General features: G+C 68.9%; 22 protein-coding genes. 11 read left to right on the top strand and 11 right to left on the bottom strand.

Annotated elements, in window-relative coordinates:
• Window positions 1-50 precede the first annotated feature (50 nt).
• The 6 genes from ON759_RS08485 (at window position 51) to hemF (ending at window position 4,839) form a co-directional block, all read left to right on the top strand.
• Window positions 51-824 (top strand): hypothetical protein, encoded by a 774-nt coding sequence (locus ON759_RS08485; RefSeq protein WP_271679940.1) that lies wholly within the window; start codon window positions 51-53, stop codon window positions 822-824.
• A 42-nt stretch (window positions 825-866) separates the two neighbouring features.
• Window positions 867-1,706, top strand: coding sequence for a DUF4852 domain-containing protein (locus ON759_RS08480; RefSeq protein ID WP_271679939.1), 840 nt, complete (start codon window positions 867-869; stop codon window positions 1,704-1,706).
• A gap of 47 nt (window positions 1,707-1,753) precedes the next feature.
• Complete coding sequence (locus ON759_RS08475; protein ID WP_271679938.1) at window positions 1,754-2,329, top strand: DUF4755 domain-containing protein; 576 nt, start codon at window positions 1,754-1,756, stop codon at window positions 2,327-2,329.
• Window positions 2,330-2,388: 59 nt separating this feature from the next.
• Window positions 2,389-3,003, top strand: coding sequence for a hypothetical protein (locus tag ON759_RS08470; protein ID WP_271679937.1), 615 nt, complete (start codon window positions 2,389-2,391; stop codon window positions 3,001-3,003).
• Window positions 3,004-3,048: 45 nt separating this feature from the next.
• A complete protein-coding gene (locus tag ON759_RS08465) occupies window positions 3,049-3,735 on the top strand; it encodes a hypothetical protein (protein ID WP_271679936.1) in 687 nt (228 codons plus the stop codon).
• Window positions 3,736-3,879: 144 nt separating this feature from the next.
• Complete coding sequence (hemF, locus tag ON759_RS08460; protein ID WP_271679935.1) at window positions 3,880-4,839, top strand: oxygen-dependent coproporphyrinogen oxidase; 960 nt, start codon at window positions 3,880-3,882, stop codon at window positions 4,837-4,839.
• 15 nt (window positions 4,840-4,854) lie between these two features.
• On the opposite strand, the gene ON759_RS08455 is transcribed toward hemF, so the two are convergent.
• Window positions 4,855-5,334 carry a DUF421 domain-containing protein gene (locus tag ON759_RS08455; RefSeq protein WP_271679934.1) on the bottom strand — a complete coding sequence of 160 codons (480 nt, stop codon included), beginning with the start codon at window positions 5,332-5,334 and terminating at the stop codon, window positions 4,855-4,857.
• A 438-nt stretch (window positions 5,335-5,772) separates the two neighbouring features.
• Window positions 5,773-8,535, bottom strand: a complete 2,763-nt coding sequence (polA, locus tag ON759_RS08450) for a DNA polymerase I (protein WP_271679933.1) — start codon at window positions 8,533-8,535, stop codon at window positions 5,773-5,775.
• A gap of 74 nt (window positions 8,536-8,609) precedes the next feature.
• Here polA and ON759_RS08445 point away from each other — a divergent pair, with 74 nt between their 5' ends.
• Window positions 8,610-10,460: an ABC transporter ATP-binding protein gene (locus ON759_RS08445; protein ID WP_271679932.1), complete on the top strand. Its 1,851-nt coding sequence runs from the start codon at window positions 8,610-8,612 to the stop codon at window positions 10,458-10,460.
• A gap of 47 nt (window positions 10,461-10,507) precedes the next feature.
• On the top strand, window positions 10,508-10,789 hold the full coding sequence (locus tag ON759_RS08440; RefSeq protein WP_271679931.1) for a DUF2782 domain-containing protein: 282 nt from the start codon (window positions 10,508-10,510) through the stop codon (window positions 10,787-10,789).
• A 39-nt stretch (window positions 10,790-10,828) separates the two neighbouring features.
• Here the strand turns inward: ON759_RS08440 and ON759_RS08435 are convergent, their stop codons facing one another.
• The 9 genes from ON759_RS08435 to ON759_RS08395 all read right to left on the bottom strand — a co-directional run bounded on the left by ON759_RS08435 (window position 10,829) and on the right by ON759_RS08395 (window position 19,973).
• On the bottom strand, window positions 10,829-11,491 hold the full coding sequence (locus tag ON759_RS08435) for an NrsF family protein (RefSeq protein ID WP_271679930.1): 663 nt from the start codon (window positions 11,489-11,491) through the stop codon (window positions 10,829-10,831).
• Window positions 11,481-12,071, bottom strand: a complete 591-nt coding sequence (locus tag ON759_RS08430; RefSeq protein ID WP_271679929.1) for a sigma-70 family RNA polymerase sigma factor — start codon at window positions 12,069-12,071, stop codon at window positions 11,481-11,483. Before ON759_RS08430 ends, ON759_RS08435 begins: the two co-directional genes overlap by 11 nt.
• Before the next feature lie 38 nt (window positions 12,072-12,109).
• Window positions 12,110-12,598 (bottom strand): DoxX family protein, encoded by a 489-nt coding sequence (locus tag ON759_RS08425; RefSeq protein WP_271679928.1) that lies wholly within the window; start codon window positions 12,596-12,598, stop codon window positions 12,110-12,112.
• The gene (locus ON759_RS08420) at window positions 12,595-13,377 is read right to left on the bottom strand and encodes a DNA-binding domain-containing protein (RefSeq protein ID WP_271679927.1); all 783 of its coding nucleotides are present in this window, start codon (window positions 13,375-13,377) and stop codon (window positions 12,595-12,597) included. Before ON759_RS08420 ends, ON759_RS08425 begins: the two co-directional genes overlap by 4 nt.
• Window positions 13,374-14,261: an MNIO family bufferin maturase gene (gene bufB, locus ON759_RS08415; protein ID WP_271679926.1), complete on the bottom strand. Its 888-nt coding sequence runs from the start codon at window positions 14,259-14,261 to the stop codon at window positions 13,374-13,376. The genes ON759_RS08420 and bufB overlap by 4 nt, the downstream gene beginning before the upstream one ends.
• An 8-nt stretch (window positions 14,262-14,269) precedes the next feature.
• Entirely contained in the window at window positions 14,270-14,590 is a 321-nt protein-coding gene (locus ON759_RS08410) for a BufA1 family periplasmic bufferin-type metallophore (RefSeq protein WP_271679925.1), read from the bottom strand.
• A gap of 103 nt (window positions 14,591-14,693) precedes the next feature.
• On the bottom strand, window positions 14,694-16,880 hold the full coding sequence (gene uvrD / locus ON759_RS08405) for a DNA helicase II (protein ID WP_271679924.1): 2,187 nt from the start codon (window positions 16,878-16,880) through the stop codon (window positions 14,694-14,696).
• A 48-nt stretch (window positions 16,881-16,928) separates the two neighbouring features.
• A complete protein-coding gene (locus ON759_RS08400) occupies window positions 16,929-17,522 on the bottom strand; it encodes a TIGR00645 family protein (protein ID WP_271679923.1) in 594 nt (197 codons plus the stop codon).
• A gap of 123 nt (window positions 17,523-17,645) precedes the next feature.
• Window positions 17,646-19,973 (bottom strand): S9 family peptidase, encoded by a 2,328-nt coding sequence (locus tag ON759_RS08395; protein ID WP_271679922.1) that lies wholly within the window; start codon window positions 19,971-19,973, stop codon window positions 17,646-17,648.
• 141 nt (window positions 19,974-20,114) lie between these two features.
• Between ON759_RS08395 and ON759_RS08390 the strand changes: the two genes are divergently transcribed.
• The 3 genes from ON759_RS08390 to ON759_RS08380 are packed head-to-tail and all read left to right on the top strand — an operon-like array spanning window position 20,115 to window position 22,251.
• Window positions 20,115-20,930, top strand: coding sequence for a glycosyltransferase family 2 protein (locus ON759_RS08390; RefSeq protein ID WP_271679921.1), 816 nt, complete (start codon window positions 20,115-20,117; stop codon window positions 20,928-20,930).
• A 39-nt stretch (window positions 20,931-20,969) separates the two neighbouring features.
• Window positions 20,970-21,959, top strand: a complete 990-nt coding sequence (locus tag ON759_RS08385) for a chorismate transformation FkbO/Hyg5 family protein (RefSeq protein ID WP_271679920.1) — start codon at window positions 20,970-20,972, stop codon at window positions 21,957-21,959.
• Window positions 21,960-22,002: 43 nt separating this feature from the next.
• Window positions 22,003-22,251: a hypothetical protein gene (locus ON759_RS08380; RefSeq protein WP_271679919.1), complete on the top strand. Its 249-nt coding sequence runs from the start codon at window positions 22,003-22,005 to the stop codon at window positions 22,249-22,251.
• Window positions 22,252-22,339: the final 88 nt, after the last annotated feature.

The raw sequence follows: 22,339 nt of genomic DNA, 5'->3' as shown, positions 1-22,339 counted from the left end.
TTCCTCGTCCAGCAACGCCACCCCAAGGCAACCGACGAGGACATGGATCAATGCGCGGAAGAATCATCCACTACAACGGCACCGACGGGAAAGGGCTGATCTCGGCAAATCAGCGCCAGATTCCGTTCGAAATTTCACACTGGCGGAGCGAGATCGCACCTGCCATCAACCAAGTCGTGGATCTGGTCCTCGACGGAGATACGCCCACAAGCGTGACGCGCGTCACGGATGACGTGCTGTTGAAGGAAAAGGCGACCGATCTGGCAGGCAAGTTGGGGGCTGCTGGCGGAGCTGCCTTGCACTCACTACGCGATGCCGCGCCTGGCAATATTTCACAAGCGCCCACGGGTGCCCTGCAACGCCTCGGCAAGCCGCTGCTCATCGCGCACGGCATTTTCGCGTTCTCGGCACTGATGCTGCCGTTTCTGTCGATCAACCCACTCGGTTTTGGGGGCCGAAGCTTCACCTTGGGCGGCCTGTCCGCGGCCTCGGAAGCCATGGGCACCTCGGTCGGAGGGGCACTCTGGGTCTGGCTTGCCATCCTCTCGATCTTGTTGCCGGTGTTCTGGCGCAATCGCCTGGCATGGCTGGCGCTCTTGTTTCCGATCCTCGCCACCGTCAAGCCGGCATTGGACCTGGCATTGGCTGCTTCCAAGGCCACCAGTGCGCTTGGGGATTCCTTCGAGTCACGGCTGCAACGCCAGATCGTGGAGCAGTTGATCGATGCCATCCAGATCGGCTCCGGCGCCTGGGTCTGCGTCTTGGCGGCGATCGTCATCGGCGCGATCGGTTTGAAGCGCGTCTTGTTGCCGCCCACCGCCTGACGACAGGCATACCCCTCGCCCATCAATCAAGGAGCCATCCACATGTCTGTCAAATTCGCTTCCATCGCCATCCTGGCCGTAATGGCCCTGTCCGCGTGCAAGAAGGACGACGCGGAAGCCAATCCTGAAGGAGCATCGGCTCCCAGCGGCCTGCTGGGCAACGCCACTGCCGAGGCTACGGCCAAGGCCAAGGCCGCCGAAGCCAGGGCCTCCCTGGCGCAACCCGATGCAGCCAAGCCGTTGGCCACCTATACCGAACTGGAAAGCGGCAACCAGATCATGTTCCTGTACGTAGCGGCATCGAAGCTGCCACCTGACTACACCAAGCTGGCCAGCGCCTACTCCAAGGAATTCCGCGACACCAGCGACGCCTTCCGCCAGAACGACCTGTTGCAAGCGATCAAGCCGCAACTGGAGCAGAAGATCGCCCAGGCCAGCGCCGACCCGTACGGCTGGATGGAAGTGGACGACGCCAGGTTGGGCGCCTACGACTTCCAGCGCAAGGGTTTCCCGGTCGGTGAGTTCGAGGATGGCCGCTACCGATATTTCAACGACGCCTACGACTACAAGATCGGCTGGGCGAACTATTCGCAACTGGCGTTCGCGCCGGTCGCCGACGAGGCCATCGCACGCCAGTTGGAATCGATGCGTACGGGCTACAGCAACACGCCTCGGTTGAAGATCTATTTCTTCGCCCAGAGTGCCGACCTGGACAACGAACGGGTCAACGCGCTGGTCACGCGCGTGCAGATCACTGACAAATCCGGGCGGGTGCTGGCCGAGTACGGGCCGGATGGAAGCGTTTCCGTCGAATCCAAATCCGAAGCCGATCAGGAATGCCTGGATCCGGCTGCGTGTGCCGCACAAGCCGCGGCTGGTTGAAGCATCGCTTCGCGGAAGGCCCGCCACTTCAAACAAAAGGAGGTCACATGAAATGGATCGTAACGGGTGTGCTCATGTTCCTTGCCAGCGGTTTTCTCGGAATCCTATCCCCACTCAGGCTCGTCGGGATTCTGCTCATTTTCGTCGGCATCGTGAAGCTCATCGCATCCGCCACCGGATCAACCGTCAAGAGCAGCAAGCTTTCGTCCTTTGCAGATGGTTTCAAATACTCCAACTGGCACGACAACACCGCTGTCGCACTCGACATGGATCGACGTCTAGTCAAGTTGCGCTCGCAGTTCCCGTCCGGAACGGTCGAAAGGGAATATTCCTTCGACCAGGTTCGCGGCGTGAATAGCAATATCCAGAAGGGCGGACAGATCGTGGGAGGCGCCTACGGAAGCGGCTTTCAGGGCGCGCTCAATGCAGGCGCGGCAGGTGCCCAGATTGCCGGTGCGAATTACAGGATCGCGAAGGAAAACAAGCTGGCTACCGGCATTTTCGTGACGGTCAAGGATATCGACCACCCGCGTTGGCGGTTGGCATTCGCCAACGAGCACGACATCCATCGATGGATGGAGATTTTCGAGCAGGCGTTCGAAGTATCCAGCCAGCCGCTGTGAGCAAGCATTTCCTCCCAACCCACAAAGGAATCCACATGACTTTCCGAGTCTCTGCCACCGTGCTGGTCATGCTGCTGGCACTTGCATCCTCCCTACCAGCCTACGGGCAAAGCGTGTCGCAATTGCAACAGGACAATGCCCGTCTGCGGGCGCAGCTGGAAGCCCTTCAAGCGCAAGGATGCGGAATCGATACACCTGCCGACGGGAGCCACCGCGGCAATCCATTGGTTGGCACGATTGACGCTGTTCGGGTAGGACCCGCCACCGGTTACGCGTCGGGCCACGTCGCAGTCAGTGTCGTGATGACGCTGCGGAATACGGGCAACACCCCGTTGGCACTCAACTACCAGAAGGGCTCGTTCTCTGTTACCGATGATCGCGGATATCAATACGAACTTCGCCACGAGCATTCGAGCACGCGCTACTCCCAGGACGTAAAGGGCATTCCGATGGCCACAGCTGACCGGGCGGATACAACCTCCGTGATCCAGCCCGGTGGCAGAAGGACAATCACTTTCATCGGGACACGCTACATGAAGGATGGCCAGACACCCGGCCATCGCTTCGACATCAATGCCACCTTCGTTGCACTGGAGGACCTTGGCCAAGGCAGCGTACGGAAGGTGCGCGACTTTCCCGTCGCCTTCACGAATGTCCGTGCTTCTGGAATGTGACTTCATGGCAACAACACCCACCCATCCAGACAAGGAGTCAACGACATGATTCGTTCCGTTTTGTTCCTCGCGATCGCAGCATTCGCATTCTGCGCAATCGACGCTTCCGCCGCTGAAGTCAAGGTTGCCTACAAGGGCATCGTGACGCAGGCGAACGGCGCACAGGCGTCGTCTTTCGCCCCTGGACAGACCGTCACACTGTATTACCTCGTGGAATCCACCACGTCCGACAACAATCCCGACCCGAGCAAAGGCGTCTTTTTCAACGGGCTTCGCCAATTGAGCATTTCCATACCCGCCGCCGGCATCGACGTGACGACGGGGATCGGTACCGTGCAGACATTCAACAATGTTGGTTCGGATCAGGCGTTCTTCTACGGCACTGCCACCACCGGTGGCTTGGCAGGATTGCCGGTGGCACACACTGAAGTCGACTTCGTCGACGACCAATCAATGATGCTCGGGAGCGATGCCATCCCGACGACACACCTCACAGCAGCTGAAAGCTTTGTCTCCTTCGGAACCAGCGCCGGATATACGTACGTCCATTTCCTAGCTGAGCCTGAGGAGCCTGTCACTTCCTGCGCCAGCGAAAGCTACACGGCGACGAAGCTCTACTATTGCACCAAAGTGTGCGAGTCCGGATATTCCGGCGCGCTGCTGGAGATGTGGCTGCGTCGCTGGAACGATCGTTATCGCCCTGAACTGCCCTATTGCGCTCGAAATGACTGACGATTGAACGAGGCACGATCCGCATCGTGCCAGCCCGTGGTCCCTTGCATCCCTCGAGACGCCCCTAGCCGAGGCAATCGCATCAGCGATGCCTCGGCCAGGCTTCGCCCAGGAGCCAGCAAGATTGCCGGGTAGAATTGCCCGATGCCATCGCCCCCCGCGTCCCATCCGTTCGACACCGTCCGCGACTACCTCACCGGCCTGCAGGACCGCATCTGCGCGGCGATCGAGGCCGCCGACGGCCATGCGCGCTTCGTCGAGGATGCGTGGCGCCGCGCCGACGACGATGCGAGCACCCACCTGCGCGGCGGCGGCCGCACCCGCGTGCTGCGCGACGGCGCGGTGTTCGAGCAGGCGGGGATCGGCTTCTCCGACGTCTCCGGCACGCGCCTGCCGCCTTCCGCCACCGCCGCGCGTCCGGAACTGGTGGGCGCGTCGTGGCGGGCGGTCGGCGTCTCGCTGGTGTTCCACCCGCGCAATCCCTACCTGCCGACCACGCACGCGAACGTGCGCCATTTCCGCGCCGAGCGCGATGGCGAGACCGTGGCCTGGTGGTTCGGCGGCGGTTTCGACCTCACCCCGTTCTATCCGTTCGACGAGGACGTACGCCACTGGCACCGCACCGCGCGCGACCTGTGCGGACCGTTCGGCGGGCAGGCGCGCTACGCCGCGCACAAGCGCTGGTGCGACGAGTATTTCTTCCTCAAGCACCGCGACGAGACGCGCGGTGTCGGCGGCCTGTTCTTCGACGACCTGCAAGGCGACTTCGACGCCGACTTCGGCTACCTGCGCGCGGTCGGCGACGGGTTCCTCGACGCCTACCTGCCGATCGTCGAGCGCCGCAAGGACACGCCGCATGGCGAGCGCGAGCGCCAGTTCCAGCTGTACCGGCGAGGCCGCTACGTCGAGTTCAACCTGGTGTTCGACCGCGGCACGCACTTCGGCCTGCAGAGCGGCGGCCGCACCGAGTCGATCCTCATGAGCCTGCCGCCCCTGGTGCGCTGGGAATACGGCTACGCGCCGGAGCCGGGCAGCGACGAGGCACGGCTGGCGGACTACCTGCGGCCGCGCGACTGGCTGGGCGAATCCGATCCCGGCCGCTGACGGCGCGCGCCGCGCTCAATCGCGCTTGCGCGGAACCACGCTGATGTGGCCGTTGGTTTCCAGCAGCGCCAGCTCCACTTCGGCGACATCCTCGATGCTGTTCATCCGCAGCGCCTCGCGAAAATCGCTCGGGCTGACCAGCTCGCGCCGCAGCACGTGGTCGAACACCTTGCCATCGCGCGCCAGCACCACCGGCTCGCCTTCGACCAGGCGCTCGGCGCGGCGGCTTCGCGAGGTCACGAACGCCACCGCGTAGTTCAGCGCGATCAGAGTCGTGGCCATGATCGCCGCCCCGGTGAGCGAGTTGTCGCCGCCGTTGATACCGTTCTGCACCGCGTTGCCGATCAGGATCAGCAGGACCAGGTCGAACGGCGTGAACTGCCCGACCGCGCGCTTGCCGGACACCCGCACCAGCACCATCACCAGCGCGTAGATCGCGGTCGCGCGCAGCACGAACACCCACCACGGCGCCGACAACTGGAATAGCTCGTTCATCAGGTGGACCACCGCTTTTCAGGGAGTGTCGGGACGCCGCATCCTGCATGGAGGGAAGCCCCCTTGGTAAGGGGGCGCGCCGAAGGCGCGGGGATCGGAGGCACATAGTGGGACCCGCGATTTGCCGCGGCAAATGACCGCGGCGAATCGTGGGCTTTTTATTGCGGAGCAATAAAAAGCCCCGCAGCCAGGGGGAGGACTGCGGGGCCGGGGAACGCAGGTTGGGGAGGACCTGCCATTCCGGTGATCACACCAGGGGAGGGGTTGTGATCGGCAACAGGCGTTGCACCTGTTGCGAGAGATGAGACCACTCCGAGGATGGATGGTTCGTGAAGATCCGGGTTAAAAAACTGTTGGGTTCAGGAATGATTCATGGCGCCGGCGCGGGAGCCACGACACCCGCATCCCAGCGCGGTTTCCGGGCGCCGGGCGGGCGCCTCAGTGCGCCTCGTCCCAGTTGGCGCCGACGCCGCTGTCCACCACCAGCGGCACCCGCAGCTGCGCCGCGCCGGCCATCAGGGCCGGGACGTGGTCCAGCAGGGTGGGCACGAAATCGGCCTCGGCCTCGAACACCAGTTCGTCGTGGACCTGCAGGATCATCAGCGCGCGGTCGCGATGCCCGGCCAGCCAGGCATCCACCTGCACCATCGCGCGCTTGATGATGTCGGCGGCAGTGCCCTGCATCGGCGCATTGATCGCGGCACGCTCCGCACCCGCGCGCTGCGCCGCATTGCGCGAGTGGATGTAGTCCAGCGCGAGCCGCCGGCCGAACACGGTTTCGACGTAGCCGAGGTCGCGTGCCTGCTGGCGGGTGCGCTCCATGTAGTCGCGCACGCCCGGGTAGCGGCTGAAGTACAGCGCGATGTAGTCCTGCGCCTCGCCGCGGCCGATGCCGAGCTGGCGCGCCAGCCCGAACGCGCCCATGCCGTAGATCAGCCCGAAGTTGATCGCCTTGGCCGCGCGCCGCTCGTTCGACGACACCGCCTCGATCGACTTGCCGAACACCTCCGCCGCGGTAGCGCGGTGGATGTCGGCGCCCTCGGCGAAGGCGCGCAGCAACGCGGGATCCTCTGACAGGTGGGCCATGATCCGCAGCTCGATCTGCGAGTAGTCGCAGGCGACCAGCTTGCGTCCCGGCGGCGCGACGAAGGCGGTGCGGATGCGCCGACCCTCCTCGCTGCGGATCGGGATGTTCTGCAGGTTCGGATCGCTGGACGACAGCCGCCCGGTCGCGGCACCGGCCTGGTGGTAGCTGGTGTGCACCCGGCCGGTGTCGGGGTTGACCATCTCCGGGAGTTTCTCGGTGTAGGTGCTGCGCAGCTTGGCCAGGCCGCGGTACTCCAGGATCACCCGCGGCAGTTCGTGCTGGTCGGCGATCGCCTCCAGCGCCTCCTCGTTGGTGGAGGGCGCGCCGCTCGGGGTCTTCACCAGCGCCGGCAACTTCAACTCGTCGAACAGCAGCGCGCCGAGTTGCTTGGGCGAGTCCAGGTTGAAGCTGCGCCCCGCCAGTTCGGTGGCCTTCTGCTGCGCGGCCAGCATGCGCCGGCCGAGGTCGGCGGTCTGCCGGCGCAGTTCCTCGACATCGACCAGCACGCCATTGGCCTCGACCCGCGCCAGCACCGGCACCAGCGGCATCTCGATGTCGCGGTAGACCGACAGCAGCGAAGGTTCCCCCTCCAGCTTCGGTAGCAGCACTCGATGCAGCCGCAGGGTGATGTCCGCGTCCTCGGCGGCGTAACGGGTCGCATCGTCGATCGCGACCTGCGAGAACGCGATCGCCTTGGCGCCCTTGCCGGCCACGTCCTCGTACTTGATGGTCGCGTAGCCGAGGTGGCGCTGCGCCAGCGAGTCCATGTCGTGGCGGGCGATGCCGGCGTTCAGCACGAAGCTCTCGAGCAGGGTGTCGTCGGCGTAGCCCGCGACCTCGACGCCATGCCGGCGCAACACGTGCAGGTCGTACTTGCCGTGCTGCCCGACCTTGCGTCTGGCCGGGTCGGCGAGCAACGGGCGCAACACGTCCAGCACCACTTCGCGCGGGAGCTGCGCGGGCGCACCCGGATAGTCGTGGGCGAGCGGGATGTAGCAGGCGGCGCCGGGTTCGACGCACAGGCTGATGCCGACCAAGTTGGCGCGCATCGCGTCGAGCGCATCGGTCTCGGTGTCGAAGGCGAACTCGCCGGCATCGCACAGCTTAGCCACCCACGCGTCGAGCTGGTCCTGCGCCAGCACCGTCTCGTAGCGGCCGGGTGCCGACAGCGCGGGATCGAGCGCGGTCGCCGCCGCGGCGGGCGCGGCCACGAAGCCGCCGCCACGCGCCACGCCGGGCTCCTTGCCAGCCGGCGCCTGCAGGCCCGCGCCGCCGTCCAGCTCCTTCAGCGCCTGGTTGAAGCCGTAACGCGTGTACAACGCGCGCAGTGCGTCCGCATCGCGCTCGCGCAGGTGCAGGTCGGCCGGGCCTTCGTGCAGCGCGACATCGGTGCGGATCGTGGTCAACGCGCGATTCAACGGCAGCCGCGGCAGCGCCTCGCGCAGGGCCTCGCCGATCTTGCCGCCGATGGCGTCGGCATGGGCGATCACGCCATCGAGAGAGCCGTATTCGGCCAGCCATTTTGCCGCGGTCTTCGGCCCGCACTTCGGCACGCCCGGGATGTTGTCGACGCTGTCGCCCATCAGCGCGAGGTAGTCGACGATCTGGTCGGCGCGCACGCCGAACTTCTCGACCACCGCCGCATCGGAATCCAGCCGCCCGCCGCTCATGGTGTTGACCAGCGACACGCCCGGGCGCACCAGCTGCGCCATGTCCTTGTCGCCGGTGGAGACGGTGACCTCGATGCCGGCCGCCGCGCCGCGTACCGCCAGCGTGCCGATCACGTCGTCGGCTTCCACGCCGGCCTCGCGGATGATCGGGATGCCGAGCGCGGAGACGATCTCCATCATCGGCTCGACCTGCGCGCGCAGTTCGTCCGGCATCGGCGGGCGGTTGGCCTTGTACTCGGGATACAGGTCGTCGCGGAAGGTCCTGCCCGGCGCATCCACCACGAAGGCGATGTACTCCGGCTTTTCCTTGAGGTGCCCGCGCAGCATGTTCACCACCCCGAACAGCGCGCCGGTCGGCTCGCCGGCGGCGTTGCTGAGCGGCGGCAGCGCGTGGAAGGCGCGGTAGAGGTAGGAAGAACCGTCGATCAGCACGAGCTTGGCCATGCGCCGATTGTAAGGCGCGGCCCGCCCGCACGCCCCGCTGGCAGAATGCCCGCCTGTCCCCCGAGACGCCGACGATGCTGCGCTGGTTCGAACGCCGCCTGGACCCCTTCCCCGACGCCCCGCCGAGCCAGCCGCCGGCGACGCTGGTCGCGTTCTGCCGCCACTACACGCGCGGCGCCGAACGCTGGCTGTTGCTGATGGCCGCGACCACCGGCCTGATCGCGATCGCCGAGGTCGCGCTGTACGCCTACGTGGGCGCGCTGGTCGACCGCATGAACGCGCTCGGCATGGCGCGCTTCCTCGCCGCCGAGGGCCCGCGGCTGGCGGCGATGGCGGCGCTGGTGCTGCTCGGCCTGCCGCTGCTGGTGTGGCTGAACTCCGCGGTGCAGCACCAGACCCTGCTCGGCAACTTCCCGATGCGGATCCGCTGGAACGTGCATCGCTACCTGCTGCGGCAGTCGATGGGCTATTTCCAGGACGAGTTCGCCGGGCGCATCGCGACCAAGCTGATGCAGACCTCGCTCGCGGTGCGCGAGACCGTGGTCAAGCTGTTCGACATCGGCAACTACGTGCTGGTGTACTTCGGCGGCACCCTGGTGGTCGCCGCGAGCGCGGACTGGCGGCTGATGCTGCCGTTCGCCGCATGGCTGGCCTGCTACGCGCTGCTGATGCGCTGGTTCGTGCCGCGGATGGGCAAGGTCTCGCAGCAACAGGCCGACGCGCGCTCCAGCATGACCGGGCGGATCGTCGACAGCTACACCAACATCGCCACGGTCAAGCTGTTCTCGCACTCGCGGCGCGAGCAGGCCTACGCGCGCGAGGCGATGGACGGCTTCCTGTCCACCGTGTACCGGCAGATGCGGCTGGCGACCAGCGTCTACAGCCTGCTGTACGCGCTGAACATGGCCCTGCTGTTCGCGGTCGGTGCGCTCGGGATCTGGCTGTGGCTGCACGGCCATGCCAGCGTCGGCGCGGTCGCGGTGGCCTCCGCCCTGGCGCTGCGCCTGCTGGGCATGTCGCACTGGATCATGTGGGAACTGTCGGCGCTGTTCGAGAACATCGGCACCGTGCACGACGGCATTTCCTCGATCTCGCTGCCGCCGACGGTGGACGACGCCCCCAACGCGCCACCGCTCCCCGCCGCGCGCGGCGAGATCCACTTCCGCGACGTCGCCTTCCACTACGGCAGGGGCGGCGGGGTGATCGAGCACCTCGACCTGCACATCGCGCCGGGCGAGAAGATCGGCGTGGTCGGTCGCAGCGGCGCCGGCAAGTCCACGCTGGTCAACCTGCTGCTGCGCTTCCACGACGTCGAGGCCGGCAGCGTCTGCGTGGATGGCGTGGACGTCGCCAGCGTGCAGCAGGATTCGCTGCGCGCGCAGATCGGCGTGGTGACCCAGGACACCTCGCTGCTGCACCGTTCGGTGCGCGAGAACATCCTCTACGGCCGTCCCGACGCCAGCGACGCGGAGATGGTCGAAGCCGCGCGTCAGGCCAATGCGGAGGCGTTCATCGCCGAACTGGTGGACGCCAAGGGCCGCCGCGGCTACGACGCGCAGGTCGGCGAGCGCGGGGTCAAGCTCTCCGGCGGCCAGCGCCAGCGCATCGCGATCGCGCGGGTGCTGCTGAAGAACGCGCCGATCCTGGTGCTGGACGAGGCGACCTCGGCGCTGGATTCCGAAGTCGAGGCGGTGATCCAGGAGAACCTGTACCGGCTGATGCAGGGCAAGACGGTGATCGCCATCGCCCACCGGCTGTCCACCATCGCCGCGATGGACCGGCTGGTGGTGATGGATGCGGGGCGCATCGTCGAGGAAGGCACGCACGAACAGCTGCTCGCCCGCGGCGGCCTGTACGCGCAGCTGTGGCAACGGCAGTCCGGCGGCTTCCTCGAACTGGATCCAGCACCGGCGCCAGCTGCCTGAGGCCGGGGATCGCGCATACTGCGCGCCTCCCCCACGAGGATGCCGCGATGCGCCTTGCCCTGCCCCTCGCCGCCGCCCTGCTGCTGGCCGCCTGCGCGACCGCCACGCCGGAATCCACCCTGCCCAAGGACGCCATCGCGGCGACCCGCACCGAGGCGAACGGCGACAGCATCACCGAGTACCGCGTCGCCGGCACCCTGAAGATGGTGAAGGTGGTGCCCCTGCGCGGCCCGACGTATTACCTCTACGACCGCAATGGCGACGGCATCGTGGACGCACGCGACGGCAAGGACGGTCCGCTGACGTACTACAAGCTGTTCAGCTGGTAACGACGCGATCCGGCACCCGTCGCGCGCAACAGGGTGGCGTCAGCGGCGCGCGTACCCGATCCAGCCCAGCAGCGGGCGCCCGCTGAGCCACGCCGCCGCGCACAGCAGCAGCACCACGCCGCCGTGCCAGGCCAGGGTGAGCAGCGCGCTTTCGTGGCCGTGGACCAGGCTGACCGCGGCGGACGACAGGCCCGCCGCGCTGAGCATCGCCAGCACTGCGGTCGGCACTGGCCGGACCACGCCCGCGTGCCGCACCAGCAATAGCATCACCAGCAGCATCGGCGCACTGACCAGGGTGATCGCCAGCGCGCAGTGCCAGCTGCCCAAGCCGAGGGCCACCGCGCCGCCGTCGGCACGCACCTGCGCCAGGCACCCCCAGCCCATGCCGGCGAACCAGGCGATCGCCGCCGGCAGCGGCAGCCACGCCCAGGCCAGCGCGCGGCCCGGCACGCTGACCTGGAACACCGCGTAGGCGGCTAGCAGGCCAGCGAGCACGCTGCCCCACCACGACCAGCGGCCGCCCGGGTGCGCGAAATCCTCGGGCGGCGCGCCGCGCCAGCCCATCAGCACCACCACCAGCAGCGCGACCGCGACCACCGCGCCGCACCAGGCCAGCGTCCGCACCAGCGGCGGCGCCAGCGGGCGCACCGGCCGCGCCTGCGCCGCCAATTGTTCGATCAACCGATCGGTGTCACCGCGCATCCTCGTCTCCCTGCAACGCCCGCCGCAGCGCCTTCAGGGCGCGATGGCTGGCCACCTTCAATGCGCCCGCGCGCTGCCGCCCATGGGCTTCGGCCTCGCGCAGCGACAACTCCTGCAAGTGCAGCAGGCGGACCGCATCGCGCTGCCCGGGGCTGAGCCCGGCCACCGCCGCATGCAGGCGCTCGCCGCGCTGCGCCTGTTCCAACCGCTCGAGCGGATCCGGCGCCTCGTCCGCCTGCGCCTCCAGCGCCAGCGCGTCGCCGACGCGCAGGCCCTCGCGCTGGCGCCGCCGCAGGATGTCGATGCAGCGGCGCGTGGCGATGGTCGACAGCCACGGTCGGAACGGCCGGCCCGGCTCGTAGGTGTGGCGCACCCCATGCACCACCAGCAGGATCTCCTGCACCGCGTCCTCGGCCTCGTCCTGCCCGAGCATGCGCCGCGCGATCGCGCGCAGGTAGGGACCGATCGCCTGCAACAGGCGGCGATAGTCCTGCTGGTCGCCGGCCTGCGCGCGCGCCATCCACGCGCCCCAGTCGTCGGGGGCGTCGAACGGCGCCTCGGCATCGAGGGAAGGCGGCATCGGGTGGCGGGCAGCCGGGTGGCGGACGACGACGCCCATCATGCGCCCTTGCGCGCGAACCTGCGGGCCAGCGGGCGATCCAGCGCCAGCCGGCCCCCGCCATGGACCAGCAAGGCCAGCGCGGACGCCGCCCACAGCGCGTGCGTCGGGAACGCCAGCGGATACACGAAGACCTGGATCACCAGGGTCATGCCAAGGATGCCCAGCGCCGCTACCCGCGTACCCAGCCCGAGGATCAGCATCAGCGGCAGCACATGCTCCGCGGTGGCCGCCATCCATGCCGCCCAGTCCGGCGGTAGCAACGGCAGCGCATACTCGTTGCGGAACAGTTCGAGCGCGGATTCGCTCACGTGCGGCCAACCCCATTGCACCTGCAGGCCCAGCGGATCCAGCACCAGTCCCTCGATCTTGGTCTGGCCCGACAGCCAGAAGGTGAAGGCCAGGCCGATCCGCGCGAGCAGGGCGATGGCCTCGCTGGCATGCCGGCTGGAGAGGTCGATGCGCGTGCTCGCTTGGCGCAGGCTCATGTGGCCTCCACGGTGGGAACAAGGATGTCAGTGACCACGCCGTCGCCGGCGAGGTGGGCGAGCAGCGTGGCCGCCGCGTGGCCCGGCAGGCGAGAGAGGACGGGCAACAGTGCAGCGCCGCCCTGCAAGGCATCGAGTGCGGCCGCACAACCGGGCGTCAGCGCGGCGACCTGCACCAGGCCGTCATCGTCGCGCCACAGCAACGCGTCCTGCCCATGGTCGGGATCGATGCCCGCAAGGTCGGCCGATTCCATCGGCTCGGCGCGCATGTGCGCCTGCCACAGGTCGACGGCTGCATGGGTGCAGGCCAGCCAGTCGCAGGCGGGATGCAGGCGCAGGCGCGTCGCGGCGAGCCGTTGCGGATCGGCCTGCAGTCGCTGCCAGGCGTCCAGCGGTGGCGACGGCGCATCCGCGGCATGGAAGACCCGCAGGCAGGCGGCTTCGAGGCGGGCGACATCGGCGAGGTAAGGCAAGGCGTCGACCAGCGGGCCATCGGCGATGAACGCCGGGAACACCTGCACATGCTCGGCGAGCACGGGCGTGCGCGGCGGCATGGCACGGGCGCATGCGCGCGCGGCATGCGCGAAGCAGTCGGCGCCGACCAGTGCGCGCAGCACCGGGAAACCGTCTTCGAAGGCACCCACCAGCGCATGCGTGCTGTTGTTGCGATGCACCGCGTAGCGGTGTTCGCGGGTGGCGGCATCGACGGCGTGCAACACGGCCGGTGCCGGCAGGGTCGGCTGCAACAGCCCGGCCGCGAAGTCGGCATGCGCGTTCACGCGGCATCCACCCACGCGAGGTCGCGCAGGCAGGCATCGGCGATCGCCGCCTGCGCGCGCAGCACCGGGTAATCGGGGATGTCGGTGTCCCATTCGACCAGGGTCGGGGTCGGCCCGATCGCCGCGAGCACGTCGCGGTAGAGCGCCCACACCGCGGCATCGACTTCGGCGCCGTGGTCGTCGACCAGCAGCTCGCCACCATCAGCATCGGCCACCACCGCATGTCCGGCCAGGTGGACCTCGCCGACCGCATGCAGCGGCAACGCGGCGATGTACGCCTGCACGTCGCGGCGGTGGTTGCGGCAGCTGACGTAGGCGTTGTTGACGTCCAGCAGCAGGCCGCAGCCGGTGCGGCGCACCACCTCGCGCAGGAAGCCGGGCTCGTCGTGGTCGCCGCCCGCGAACGCGACGTAGGTGCTGGGGTTTTCCAGCAGGATCCGCCGGTCGAGCGTATCCTGCACCTGCGACACATGCGCGCAGACGCGCGCCAGGGTGGCAGCGTCGTAGCGCAACGGCAGCAGGTCGGGATAGTGGATGCCGCCGTGGCTGGACCAGGCCAGGTGCTCGGAGAACTGCGCCGCCGGATGCCGCGCGAGCAGGCCGCGCAGCCGCGCGAGGTGGCCGCGGTCGAGCGGGTCCATGCCGCCGATCGACAAGCCCACGCCATGCACCGAGACCGGCACGCGCGCCGCCAACGCGGCCAGCTGGCGATGCGGCAACCCGCCTGCGCCGAGATAGTTCTCCGCATGCACCTCGACGAAGCCGGGCGGGACCGGATCGTCCATCAAGCCGCGGAAGTGCCGCGGCTTGAAGCCGATCCCGGCCTGCACGGGCAGGCCGGGACCGGGCGCGCCGGCGCGGGGAGAGGGAGGCATGGCGCGCATCGCCGGGCTCACATCGCCTTGTCGGCGGACTTGGCGGTGAACGCGGCGAGCTGGCCGTGGCCGGTCGGCGAGGTCTTCGAGGCGGTCTTGGTGCAGGTGCCGGCCGGCACGTACTTCCAGGCATTGGCCTGGTGGTCGCTCTTCGCGGTGCCGGCGCAGCTGGTGCCGGGGCCGGCGGCGCAATCGTTCTTGCCGGCCATCGCCACGCCGTAGCACTTCTCCTTCGCCATCGGCTTGTCGCCAGCATGGGCGGCGGGCGCCAGCAGCGCGGAACCGAGCACGGCCGCGAGCGCGGCGGCGGTCAGGGCGGGGGTACGCAGATCGGACATCGTCGTTCTCCTGGGTGGACAGCCGCCAGTCGGGCTGCACACAGGATTCGTCGGTCGATGCGGATGGGTTACACCGGCGCCGGTCGCCGGCCGCGCGCCTGCCTCAGGCCGGCACCAGGTTGGCGTAGGCCAGCACCAGCCACTTGCTGCCGGCCTCGTCGAAGTTCACCTGCACCCGCGCGTGCGCGCCGCTGCCCTCGACGTCGGTGACGAAGCCGGTGCCGAAGCTCGGATGGCGGACATGCGCACCCAGCGCGATCGCCGGCACCTCCAGCGGCGCATGCCCGCGGTCGCGCGGCGGGAAGCGGCCGGCGCGCGGCACGAACGCGGGAAGCACCGGCTTGGCGCGGATCTCGCGCAGCAGCGGCTTGGGGATCTCGCGCAGGAAGCGCGAGGGCATGCCGTACATGTCGCTGCCATGGATGCGCCGCGACTCCGCGTGGCACAGCACCAGCTGCTGGCGCGCGCGGGTGATGCCGACGTAGGCCAGCCGCCGCTCCTCGGCCATGCGCCCCGGCTCCTCCGCCGAGCGCAGGTTGGGGAACAGGCCTTCCTCCAGCCCGACCAGGCAGACCAGCGGGAATTCCAGGCCCTTGGCGCTGTGCAGCGTCATCAGCTGCACGCCGTCCTCGCCGGCCTGGGTCTGGCCCTCGCCCGCCTCCAGCGCGGCATAACTGAGGAAGGCGACCAGTTCCGGCATCGCCGCGGCATCCTCGTCGTCGCCGCGCACGAAGCGCGAGGCCACCGAGACCAGTTCGTCGAGGTTGTCGGTGCGCGAATCGAGCTGGCCGCGCGATTCGTTCTCGTAGTGCAAGCGCAGCCCTGAGCGCGCGAGCACGTGGTCGAGCTTCTCCGGCAGCGGCATCGATTCGGTTTCGGACGCGATCTCGTTGAGCAGCTTGCCGAAGCCGGCCAGCGCGTTGCGCGCGCGCGCGGCGAGGCCGTCGCCGGACGCGATCCGCGACGCCGACTGCCACAGCGACAGGCGCTGTTCGCGCGCCAGCCTGCGCACCTCGTCCAGGGTGCGGTCGCCGATCCCGCGCGGCGGCGTGTTGACCGCGCGCTCGAACGCCGCGTCGTCGTGGCGGTTGGCGACCAGGCGCAGGTAGGCCAGCGCGTCCTTGACCTCGGCGCGCTCGAAGAAGCGCATGCCGCCATACACGCGGTACGGGATCTGCCGCTTGAGCAATTCTTCTTCGAACGCGCGCGACTGCGCATTGCTGCGGTAGAGGATCGCGGCATCGCCGTGGCTGCCGCCGTCGCGCACCCATTGCGCGATGCGGTCGACGACGTAGGCGGCCTCGTCCATCTCGTTGTAGGCGGCGAACACGTCGATCGGCTCGCCCTCGCCGGCCTCGGTCCACAACCGCTTGCCCAGGCGCTCGTCGTTGTGCGCGATCACCGCGTTGGCAGCGTTGAGGATATTGGCGCTGGAGCGGTAGTTCTGCTCCAGCTTGAGCGTGGCCGCGCCGGGGAAGTCGCGCAGGAAGCGCTGCACGTTCTCGACCTTGGCCCCGCGCCAGCCGTAGATCGCCTGGTCGTCGTCGCCGACCACGAAGACCTGTCCCGTCTCACCGGCCAGCAGGCGCACGAAGCCGTACTGGATCGCGTTGGTGTCCTGGAACTCGTCGACCAGCAACTGGCCGAACCGATGCCGGTAATGCGCCAGCAGCGCCGGGGTGTCGCGCAGCAGCTCGTGCGCGCGCAGCAGCAGCTCGGCGAAGTCGACCAGGCCGGCGCGCTCGCAGCGCGCCTGGTACTCCGCGTACACCCGCAGCATCACGTCGCCCCACTCGTCGTTGGCGGCGGGCTGGATGTGTTGCGGGCGCCGGCCCTCGTCCTTCTGCGCGTTGATCCACCATGCGATCTGCCGCGGCGGGAAGCGGCCGTCGTCGACCTCCAGCGCCTGCGCCACGCGCTTGACCAGGCGTTGCTGGTCGTCGGAATCCAGCACCTGGAAGCCTTCCGGCAGCTTCGCCTCCTGCCAGTGCAGGCGCAGCAGGCGGTGGGCGATGCCGTGGAAGGTGCCGATCCACATGCCGCGCGGCTCGCCGCCCAGCTGCGCGCCGATTCGCGCGCGCATCTCGCCCGCCGCCTTGTTGGTGAAGGTCACCGCGAGGATGCCGTGCAGCGGCACGCCATGCACCTCGTGCAGCCAGGCCACGCGGTGGGTGAGCACGCGGGTCTTGCCGGAACCGGCGCCGGCGAGGACGAGGTAATGCCCGGGGGGCGCGGAAACGGCCTCGCGCTGGGCCGGGTTCAGCCCGTCGAGGAGGTGGGAGACATCCATCGCGCCGATTTTAACCGGTACGTCCCGCGGACGCGCCGCGGCGCGGCCTCAATGCGCGCCGTGCCCGCGCTTGCCGGCGGTGTTGGCCATCAGCTTGTCGGTCCAGGCGATGCCGATCGCCGACAGGATGAACACGCAGTGGATGATGGTCTGCCACATCACCCCGGTCGCGGTGGCCTTGGTGCACAAGGCATTGGCCGCGGCGAGCTCCGGCGTGCACAGCGGCAGGCCCAGCTGCCCGGCCTCGATGAAGGTCTTCAGCAGGTGGATCGAGGAGATGCCGATGATCGCCATCGCCAGCTTCACCTTGAGCACGCTGGCGTTGACGTGGCTCAGCCATTCCGGCTGGTCGGGATGGCCCTCCAGGTTCAGCCGGGAGACGAAGGTCTCGTAACCGCCGACGATCACCATCACCAGCAGGTTGCTGATCATCACCACGTCGATCAGGCCCAGCACGATCAGCATGATGCCCTGCTCGCTCAGGCTGCCGGCGTCGTGGATCAGGTGCCACAGTTCCTTGAGGAACAGGAACACGTACACGCCCTGCGCCACGATCAGGCCCAGGTACAGCGGCAGCTGCAGCCAGCGCGAGGAGAAGATCAGCGCGGGCAGCGGGTTCATGCGGTTGGACGGCTTGGACATGGGCGGCTCGGGCGGAAAATCCCGCGCAGGGTAGCGGGACGGCGTGGCAGTGCCAAGCACGCGCGCCGGATGCGACGACGGCGCCCGCGGGCGCCGTCGCGTGGCGTCGCCTTCGCCCGCGGATTACATCGCCGGCTTCAGCGCGAACTCCTTCGGCGGCTCCGTGCCCAGCAGGTGCTGCACGAAGTAGTCCCAGCGCCGGCGCATGACGTAGTAGCTGTCCGCGCCGAATCCGTGGCGCGCATGCGGCAGCAGCAGCAGGTCGAAATCCTTGTTCGCCTTCATCAGCGCGTCCACCACCAGCAGGGTGGATTGCGGCGGCACGTTGTCGTCCATCATCCCGTGCAGCAGGAACAGCTTGCCCTTGAGGTTCTTCGCGTACGCGGCATTGTCCTGGCCGGTGTAGTTGCTGCTGCCATCGTCCTGCTTCTCGAACAGGCCGTGGTAGCGCTCCGCCCAGTCGTCCTCGTACGAGAGGTTGTCGTGGTTGCCGGATTCGGCGATGCCGACCTTGTACACGTCGGGGTAGCGGAACATTGCCGACGCAGTGGCGTTGCCGCCGCCGGAATGGCCCCACATCCCTGCGCGCGTCGCATCGATCCACGGATGCTGCGCCGCCAGTTGCTTGAGCGCGGCCACCTGGTCCGGCAGCGTGTTGTCGGCCATGTCGCCGTACCACGCATCCTGGAAGGACTTGCTGCGCATCGGCGTGCCCATGCCGTCGACGGCGATGACGATGAAGCCAAGCTCGGCCAGCGCCTGGTGGTCGCCGTGCGCGGGCATGAAGCTGCGCGAGCGCACCGAACCCACCTGCGGGCCCGGGTAGATGTAGGTGACGATCGGGTACTTCTTCGACGCATCGAAGTTGGACGGCTTGAACAGTTGCCCGTAGAGGTCGGTCTTGCCGTCGCGGGCCTTGACCGTGAACGACGCCGGCGGCACCCAGCCCGCGGCCTTCAACCGGGTGAGGTCGGCGCGCGCGAGTTCCTTGACCAGCGTGCCGCTGCCGTCGCGCAACACCGCGACCGGCGCGGTGTCGATGGTCGAATGTACGTCGATGAAGTACTTGCCGTCGTCCGAGGCCACGACCGCGTGGTTGGCGTCCTCCGGCGTGAGCAGCTGCACCTCGCCGCCGTCCAGGCCGACCTGGTAGTAATGGACGAAGTACGGGTCGCGGCCGGGCTCGCGGCCCACGCCCTTGAACCACAGCGTGCGCGAGGCCGGATCGAGGTGGACGACATCGGCCACGTTCCAGTCGCCGCGCGTGACCTGGCGCTTTTCCTTGCCGGTGGCGAGGTCGTGCAGGGACAGGTGGCCCCAGTCGGACTTCTGGCTGAACCACAGGAACTCGTTGCTCTCCGGCAGGTAGCGCCAGTTCACCGAGTCCAACGCCGGGGCGCTCTGGTACTGGGTCTTGACCGTTTCGGTGTAGACGTCGCGGACCTTGCCGGTGGCGGCATCGGCCACCCGCAGGGTCGCGGACTTGTGCCCGCGGTCGGTGCTGACGAAGGCCAGGGTCTTGCCGTCCCTGGCCCACTGCACGTCTTCCCAGCCCTTGCTGCAGACCAGGTCGTCGCTGCAGGTGGAACGGTGCTGGTCCGGCGGCATCTGCAGGCGGATGGTCTTCGGCGCGTCGCCCGAGAGGTCGATGACCACGCGCTCGATCAGGGTCACGTCCTGGTCGCCGACGAAGGGGTACTTCCACTGCTCGACCCTGGGCGCGCCGACGTTGGTCGCGACCAGGGTCATGGTGCTGGTCTTGCGCTGGTCCTGCTGGAAGGTGGCGATCTTCTTGCCATCCGGGGACCACACCAGCACGGCCTCGTCGGTGTGCTTCCAGCCGGCGTTGTCGGTGGCATAGCCGTAGTCGGGCTTACCGTCGAAGGTGAGCTGGGTTTCCTTGCCGGTGGCGACGTCGCGCACCCACAGGTTCCAGTCGCGGATGAAGGCCTCGCGCGCATGGTCGGGCGACGCCGCGCCGGGTTCGTCGCCGGCCTTGGCGCGGGCGATCGGCGTGCAGGCCGCGGCCTCGCAGCGGAAGTCGGCGCCGGAGCGCGTGGACACCACCAGCGCGCCGTCCTGCAAGCGGATGCCGGCGACCGGCAGGCGGTCAGGCTGCACCGGCCGGCCCTTGCCGCCGGCGGCCTGGTTGATCGCTTCGGCCAGGGCCTTGGCGTCGAAGGCCGCGACGCTGGCGCCCGTGGCCGGATCGAGGCGTCGCCAGGCGGTCTTGCCGCCCTCCGCATACGCGTACACCGCGGTGCCATCGTCGAGCCAGGTGCTGTTGGCCACCAGTCCGTCGACCAGCGGGGCAGTGCGATCGCCGAGCATGCGCGCCGCGCGCTCGTAGTCCGCCGTCGTCAACGCTGCCGGGGAGGCCGCCTGGCCGTCGGGCATCCCGCCCATCAGCAGCGCCCCCAGCAGCCACCCCGTGGTCCCGATCCTGGCCATCGCATCCCCATCCGTCGCCTCGCCCCGTCCGGGCAATCCGAGGATCGTAGCGCGCCAGCTGAACCATCGCCCCTGCCGATGGTCCCGCCCGCCGGCTGGCGTCGACATGGCGCTGCCATACTTCCGCGCATGTCCCCCGCCATGCCCCTGTTGACCCCCGACCGGATCGCGGTGGTCATCCCCGCGCTGAACGAGGCGCTGCGCATCCGCGACGTGGTGCAGGGCGTGCTCCGGTATTGCCCGAACGTGATCCTGGTGGACGACGGCTCCGACGACGGCACCGTGGAGGCCGTGGTGGACCTGCCGATCGTGGTCCTGCGCCACCCCAGCCGGCTCGGCAAGGGCGCCGCGCTCCGCGACGGCTTTGCCGAAGCCCTGCGCCGCGGCCATGCCGGGGTCCTGACCATGGACGGGGATGGCCAGCATGCCGCCGCCGACATCCCGCGGCTCCTGTCCACCGGCAACCGCTACCCCGGCTGGATCGTGATCGGTGCGCGCCTGCGCAACCGCGACCGCCAGCCCCTGCATCGACGCCTGGCCAACGCCTTCGGCGACTGGGGTATCGCCTGGGGCACCGGCTACCAGGTCGCCGACAGCCAGAGCGGGCAGCGCCTGTACCCCGCCGACGTTTGCCGCCTCGCCTGCGCCGGCATCCCCGGCGAGCATTTCGTGTTCGAGGCGCAGGTGCTGATGTCGGCCGCCCAGGCCCTGGGGACGCGTTGCGTGTCGGTGCCGATCGCCGCCCGCTACAACGACGTGCATGGCGCGCCGCAGTTCCGCGCAAGCCATTTCCGCCCGCTCCGCGACCTGTGGCGGATCACCTCGCACATCGTCCTGCAATGCCTGCGCCGCGGCGGGCTGGTGCGGGTCCACCGATCGATCCGCGCCCACCCTGCGGTGATCGACGATCCCGACATGCACCCCGCCGAGGCAACGTCCGCCGACGCCCTGCGCTGACCGACCCGGATCGGCCCGCACGCTATCATCCGCGGCCCCATGCATTCGCTCGCCACCCCCACCCCCGCCGAAACCCTGCGCGTCGAGTATCGGGATGCGCCGCTCGATGCCCTGCTCGACGACCCCGGGTTGCTGGCGGTGTTCGGCTTCGGCGACGACGCCCCGCCCGCGCATGCCGACCCCCGCTACCTGCGGGTGGCCCTGCCCGCGCATGGCGCGGCACCTTTCGAATGCTGGCGGGTCGATGGTGAAGTCCGGCACGGCCATGCCGACGGCATCGCCTGGAGCGAAGCGGGCGGCCTGCAGTTCGGGACGCTGTCGGTGGTGGACGACGGCGACGCCGAAGCCACCGCCGCGGCGGCCTACGCCCGCCTGCAAGCCTGGCTGGCCGCCGGCCGGCATCCGCATCCGCTGCGGATCTGGAACTACCTGGACGCGATCACCGAGGGCGACGGCGACGAGGAGCGCTACCGGCGCTTCTGCGTGGGCCGTGCCCGTGGCATCGCCCGCGAGCTCGCGCCCGGCGAATTGCCGGCCGCGACCGCGATCGGGTTCCCTCGGCGGACCGGCCGCTTCCTGCTTTACTGGCTGGCCGCGGCCCGGCCCGGCCACCCGCTCGAGAATCCCCGCCAGGTCCAGGCCTGGCGCTATCCGCGCCAGTACGGCCCGCAGGCCCCCGGCTTCGCGCGGGCGCTGCTGCCGGCGTCGGAGGCGATGCCGCTGCTGCTGTCGGGCACCGCGGCGGTGGTCGGGCACGCCTCGCGGCACGGCGATTCGCTGCAAGCGCAACTCGACGAGGTGCTGGCCAACCTGGACAGCCTCATCGCCACCGCGCGCGCGCTCCGCCCCGGGCTGCCCGTGCACCCGGGCGCCGGCACGCGGCTGAAGGTCTATGTCCGCGACGCCGCGGACCTCGGCACCATCGATGCATGGCTCGATGCGCGCCTGCCCGGGGTGCCGCGGATCGTCCTGCACGGCCAGGTGTGCCGCGCCGAACTCGCCGTGGAGATCGATGGCGTGCATGCTTGAGCCGGTGACGGTCCATCCCGGACCGGGCCGAGGAGGCGGGGCAATGGGCGTGATCAGCATCCTGTGGGGCATCGTGGCGCTGTGCTGGATGGTGCTGGCGCTGATCCCGGTGGTCGGCATCACCAACTGGCTGCTGATCCCGTTCGCGGCGATCGGCGCCATCGTCGCCGCCATCGGGCTGGTGTTCACCCGCAGCGAGAGGAATGGACGCGCGAAGGCGGGCCTCGTGCTCAATGCGCTGGTGATCCTGGTCGCCACCTGGCGGCTGGGCCTGGGTGGCGGCCTGCTGTGAACGACCCGGCAGTTGTTGCGGGCGGCTGATCACGGTATACAACGCGGACTGGCGGCCGCGGCGGCACGCCAGTGGCACCGCAACCGGC

The organism is Thermomonas mangrovi (assembly GCF_028201335.1).
GTDB classification, from domain to species: domain Bacteria; phylum Pseudomonadota; class Gammaproteobacteria; order Xanthomonadales; family Xanthomonadaceae; genus Thermomonas; species Thermomonas mangrovi.
This window is presented reverse-complemented; position numbering and strand designations above follow the sequence as displayed.

Excerpts from the sequence above, each read along its gene's own strand:
- ON759_RS08475 (WP_271679938.1), top strand. The coding sequence starts at position 1,754 with ATGAAATGGATCGTAACGGGTGTGCTCATGTTCCTTGCCAGCGGTTTT.
- ON759_RS08455 (WP_271679934.1), bottom strand. The coding sequence starts at position 5,334 with ATGAACGAGCTATTCCAGTTGTCGGCGCCGTGGTGGGTGTTCGTGCTG.
- ON759_RS08485 (WP_271679940.1), top strand. The coding sequence starts at position 51 with ATGCGCGGAAGAATCATCCACTACAACGGCACCGACGGGAAAGGGCTG.
- ON759_RS08440 (WP_271679931.1), top strand. The coding sequence starts at position 10,508 with ATGCGCCTTGCCCTGCCCCTCGCCGCCGCCCTGCTGCTGGCCGCCTGC.
- ON759_RS08385 (WP_271679920.1), top strand. The coding sequence starts at position 20,970 with ATGCATTCGCTCGCCACCCCCACCCCCGCCGAAACCCTGCGCGTCGAG.
- hemF (WP_271679935.1), top strand. The coding sequence starts at position 3,880 with ATGCCATCGCCCCCCGCGTCCCATCCGTTCGACACCGTCCGCGACTAC.
- ON759_RS08380 (WP_271679919.1), top strand. The coding sequence starts at position 22,003 with ATGGGCGTGATCAGCATCCTGTGGGGCATCGTGGCGCTGTGCTGGATG.
- ON759_RS08465 (WP_271679936.1), top strand. The coding sequence starts at position 3,049 with ATGATTCGTTCCGTTTTGTTCCTCGCGATCGCAGCATTCGCATTCTGC.
- polA (WP_271679933.1), bottom strand. The coding sequence starts at position 8,535 with ATGGCCAAGCTCGTGCTGATCGACGGTTCTTCCTACCTCTACCGCGCC.
- ON759_RS08445 (WP_271679932.1), top strand. The coding sequence starts at position 8,610 with ATGCTGCGCTGGTTCGAACGCCGCCTGGACCCCTTCCCCGACGCCCCG.
- ON759_RS08400 (WP_271679923.1), bottom strand. The coding sequence starts at position 17,522 with ATGTCCAAGCCGTCCAACCGCATGAACCCGCTGCCCGCGCTGATCTTC.
- bufB (WP_271679926.1), bottom strand. The coding sequence starts at position 14,261 with ATGCGCGCCATGCCTCCCTCTCCCCGCGCCGGCGCGCCCGGTCCCGGC.
- ON759_RS08390 (WP_271679921.1), top strand. The coding sequence starts at position 20,115 with ATGCCCCTGTTGACCCCCGACCGGATCGCGGTGGTCATCCCCGCGCTG.
- uvrD (WP_271679924.1), bottom strand. The coding sequence starts at position 16,880 with ATGGATGTCTCCCACCTCCTCGACGGGCTGAACCCGGCCCAGCGCGAG.
- ON759_RS08480 (WP_271679939.1), top strand. The coding sequence starts at position 867 with ATGTCTGTCAAATTCGCTTCCATCGCCATCCTGGCCGTAATGGCCCTG.
- ON759_RS08430 (WP_271679929.1), bottom strand. The coding sequence starts at position 12,071 with ATGCCGCCTTCCCTCGATGCCGAGGCGCCGTTCGACGCCCCCGACGAC.
- ON759_RS08435 (WP_271679930.1), bottom strand. The coding sequence starts at position 11,491 with ATGCGCGGTGACACCGATCGGTTGATCGAACAATTGGCGGCGCAGGCG.
- ON759_RS08410 (WP_271679925.1), bottom strand. The coding sequence starts at position 14,590 with ATGTCCGATCTGCGTACCCCCGCCCTGACCGCCGCCGCGCTCGCGGCC.
- ON759_RS08425 (WP_271679928.1), bottom strand. The coding sequence starts at position 12,598 with ATGAGCCTGCGCCAAGCGAGCACGCGCATCGACCTCTCCAGCCGGCAT.
- ON759_RS08395 (WP_271679922.1), bottom strand. The coding sequence starts at position 19,973 with ATGGCCAGGATCGGGACCACGGGGTGGCTGCTGGGGGCGCTGCTGATG.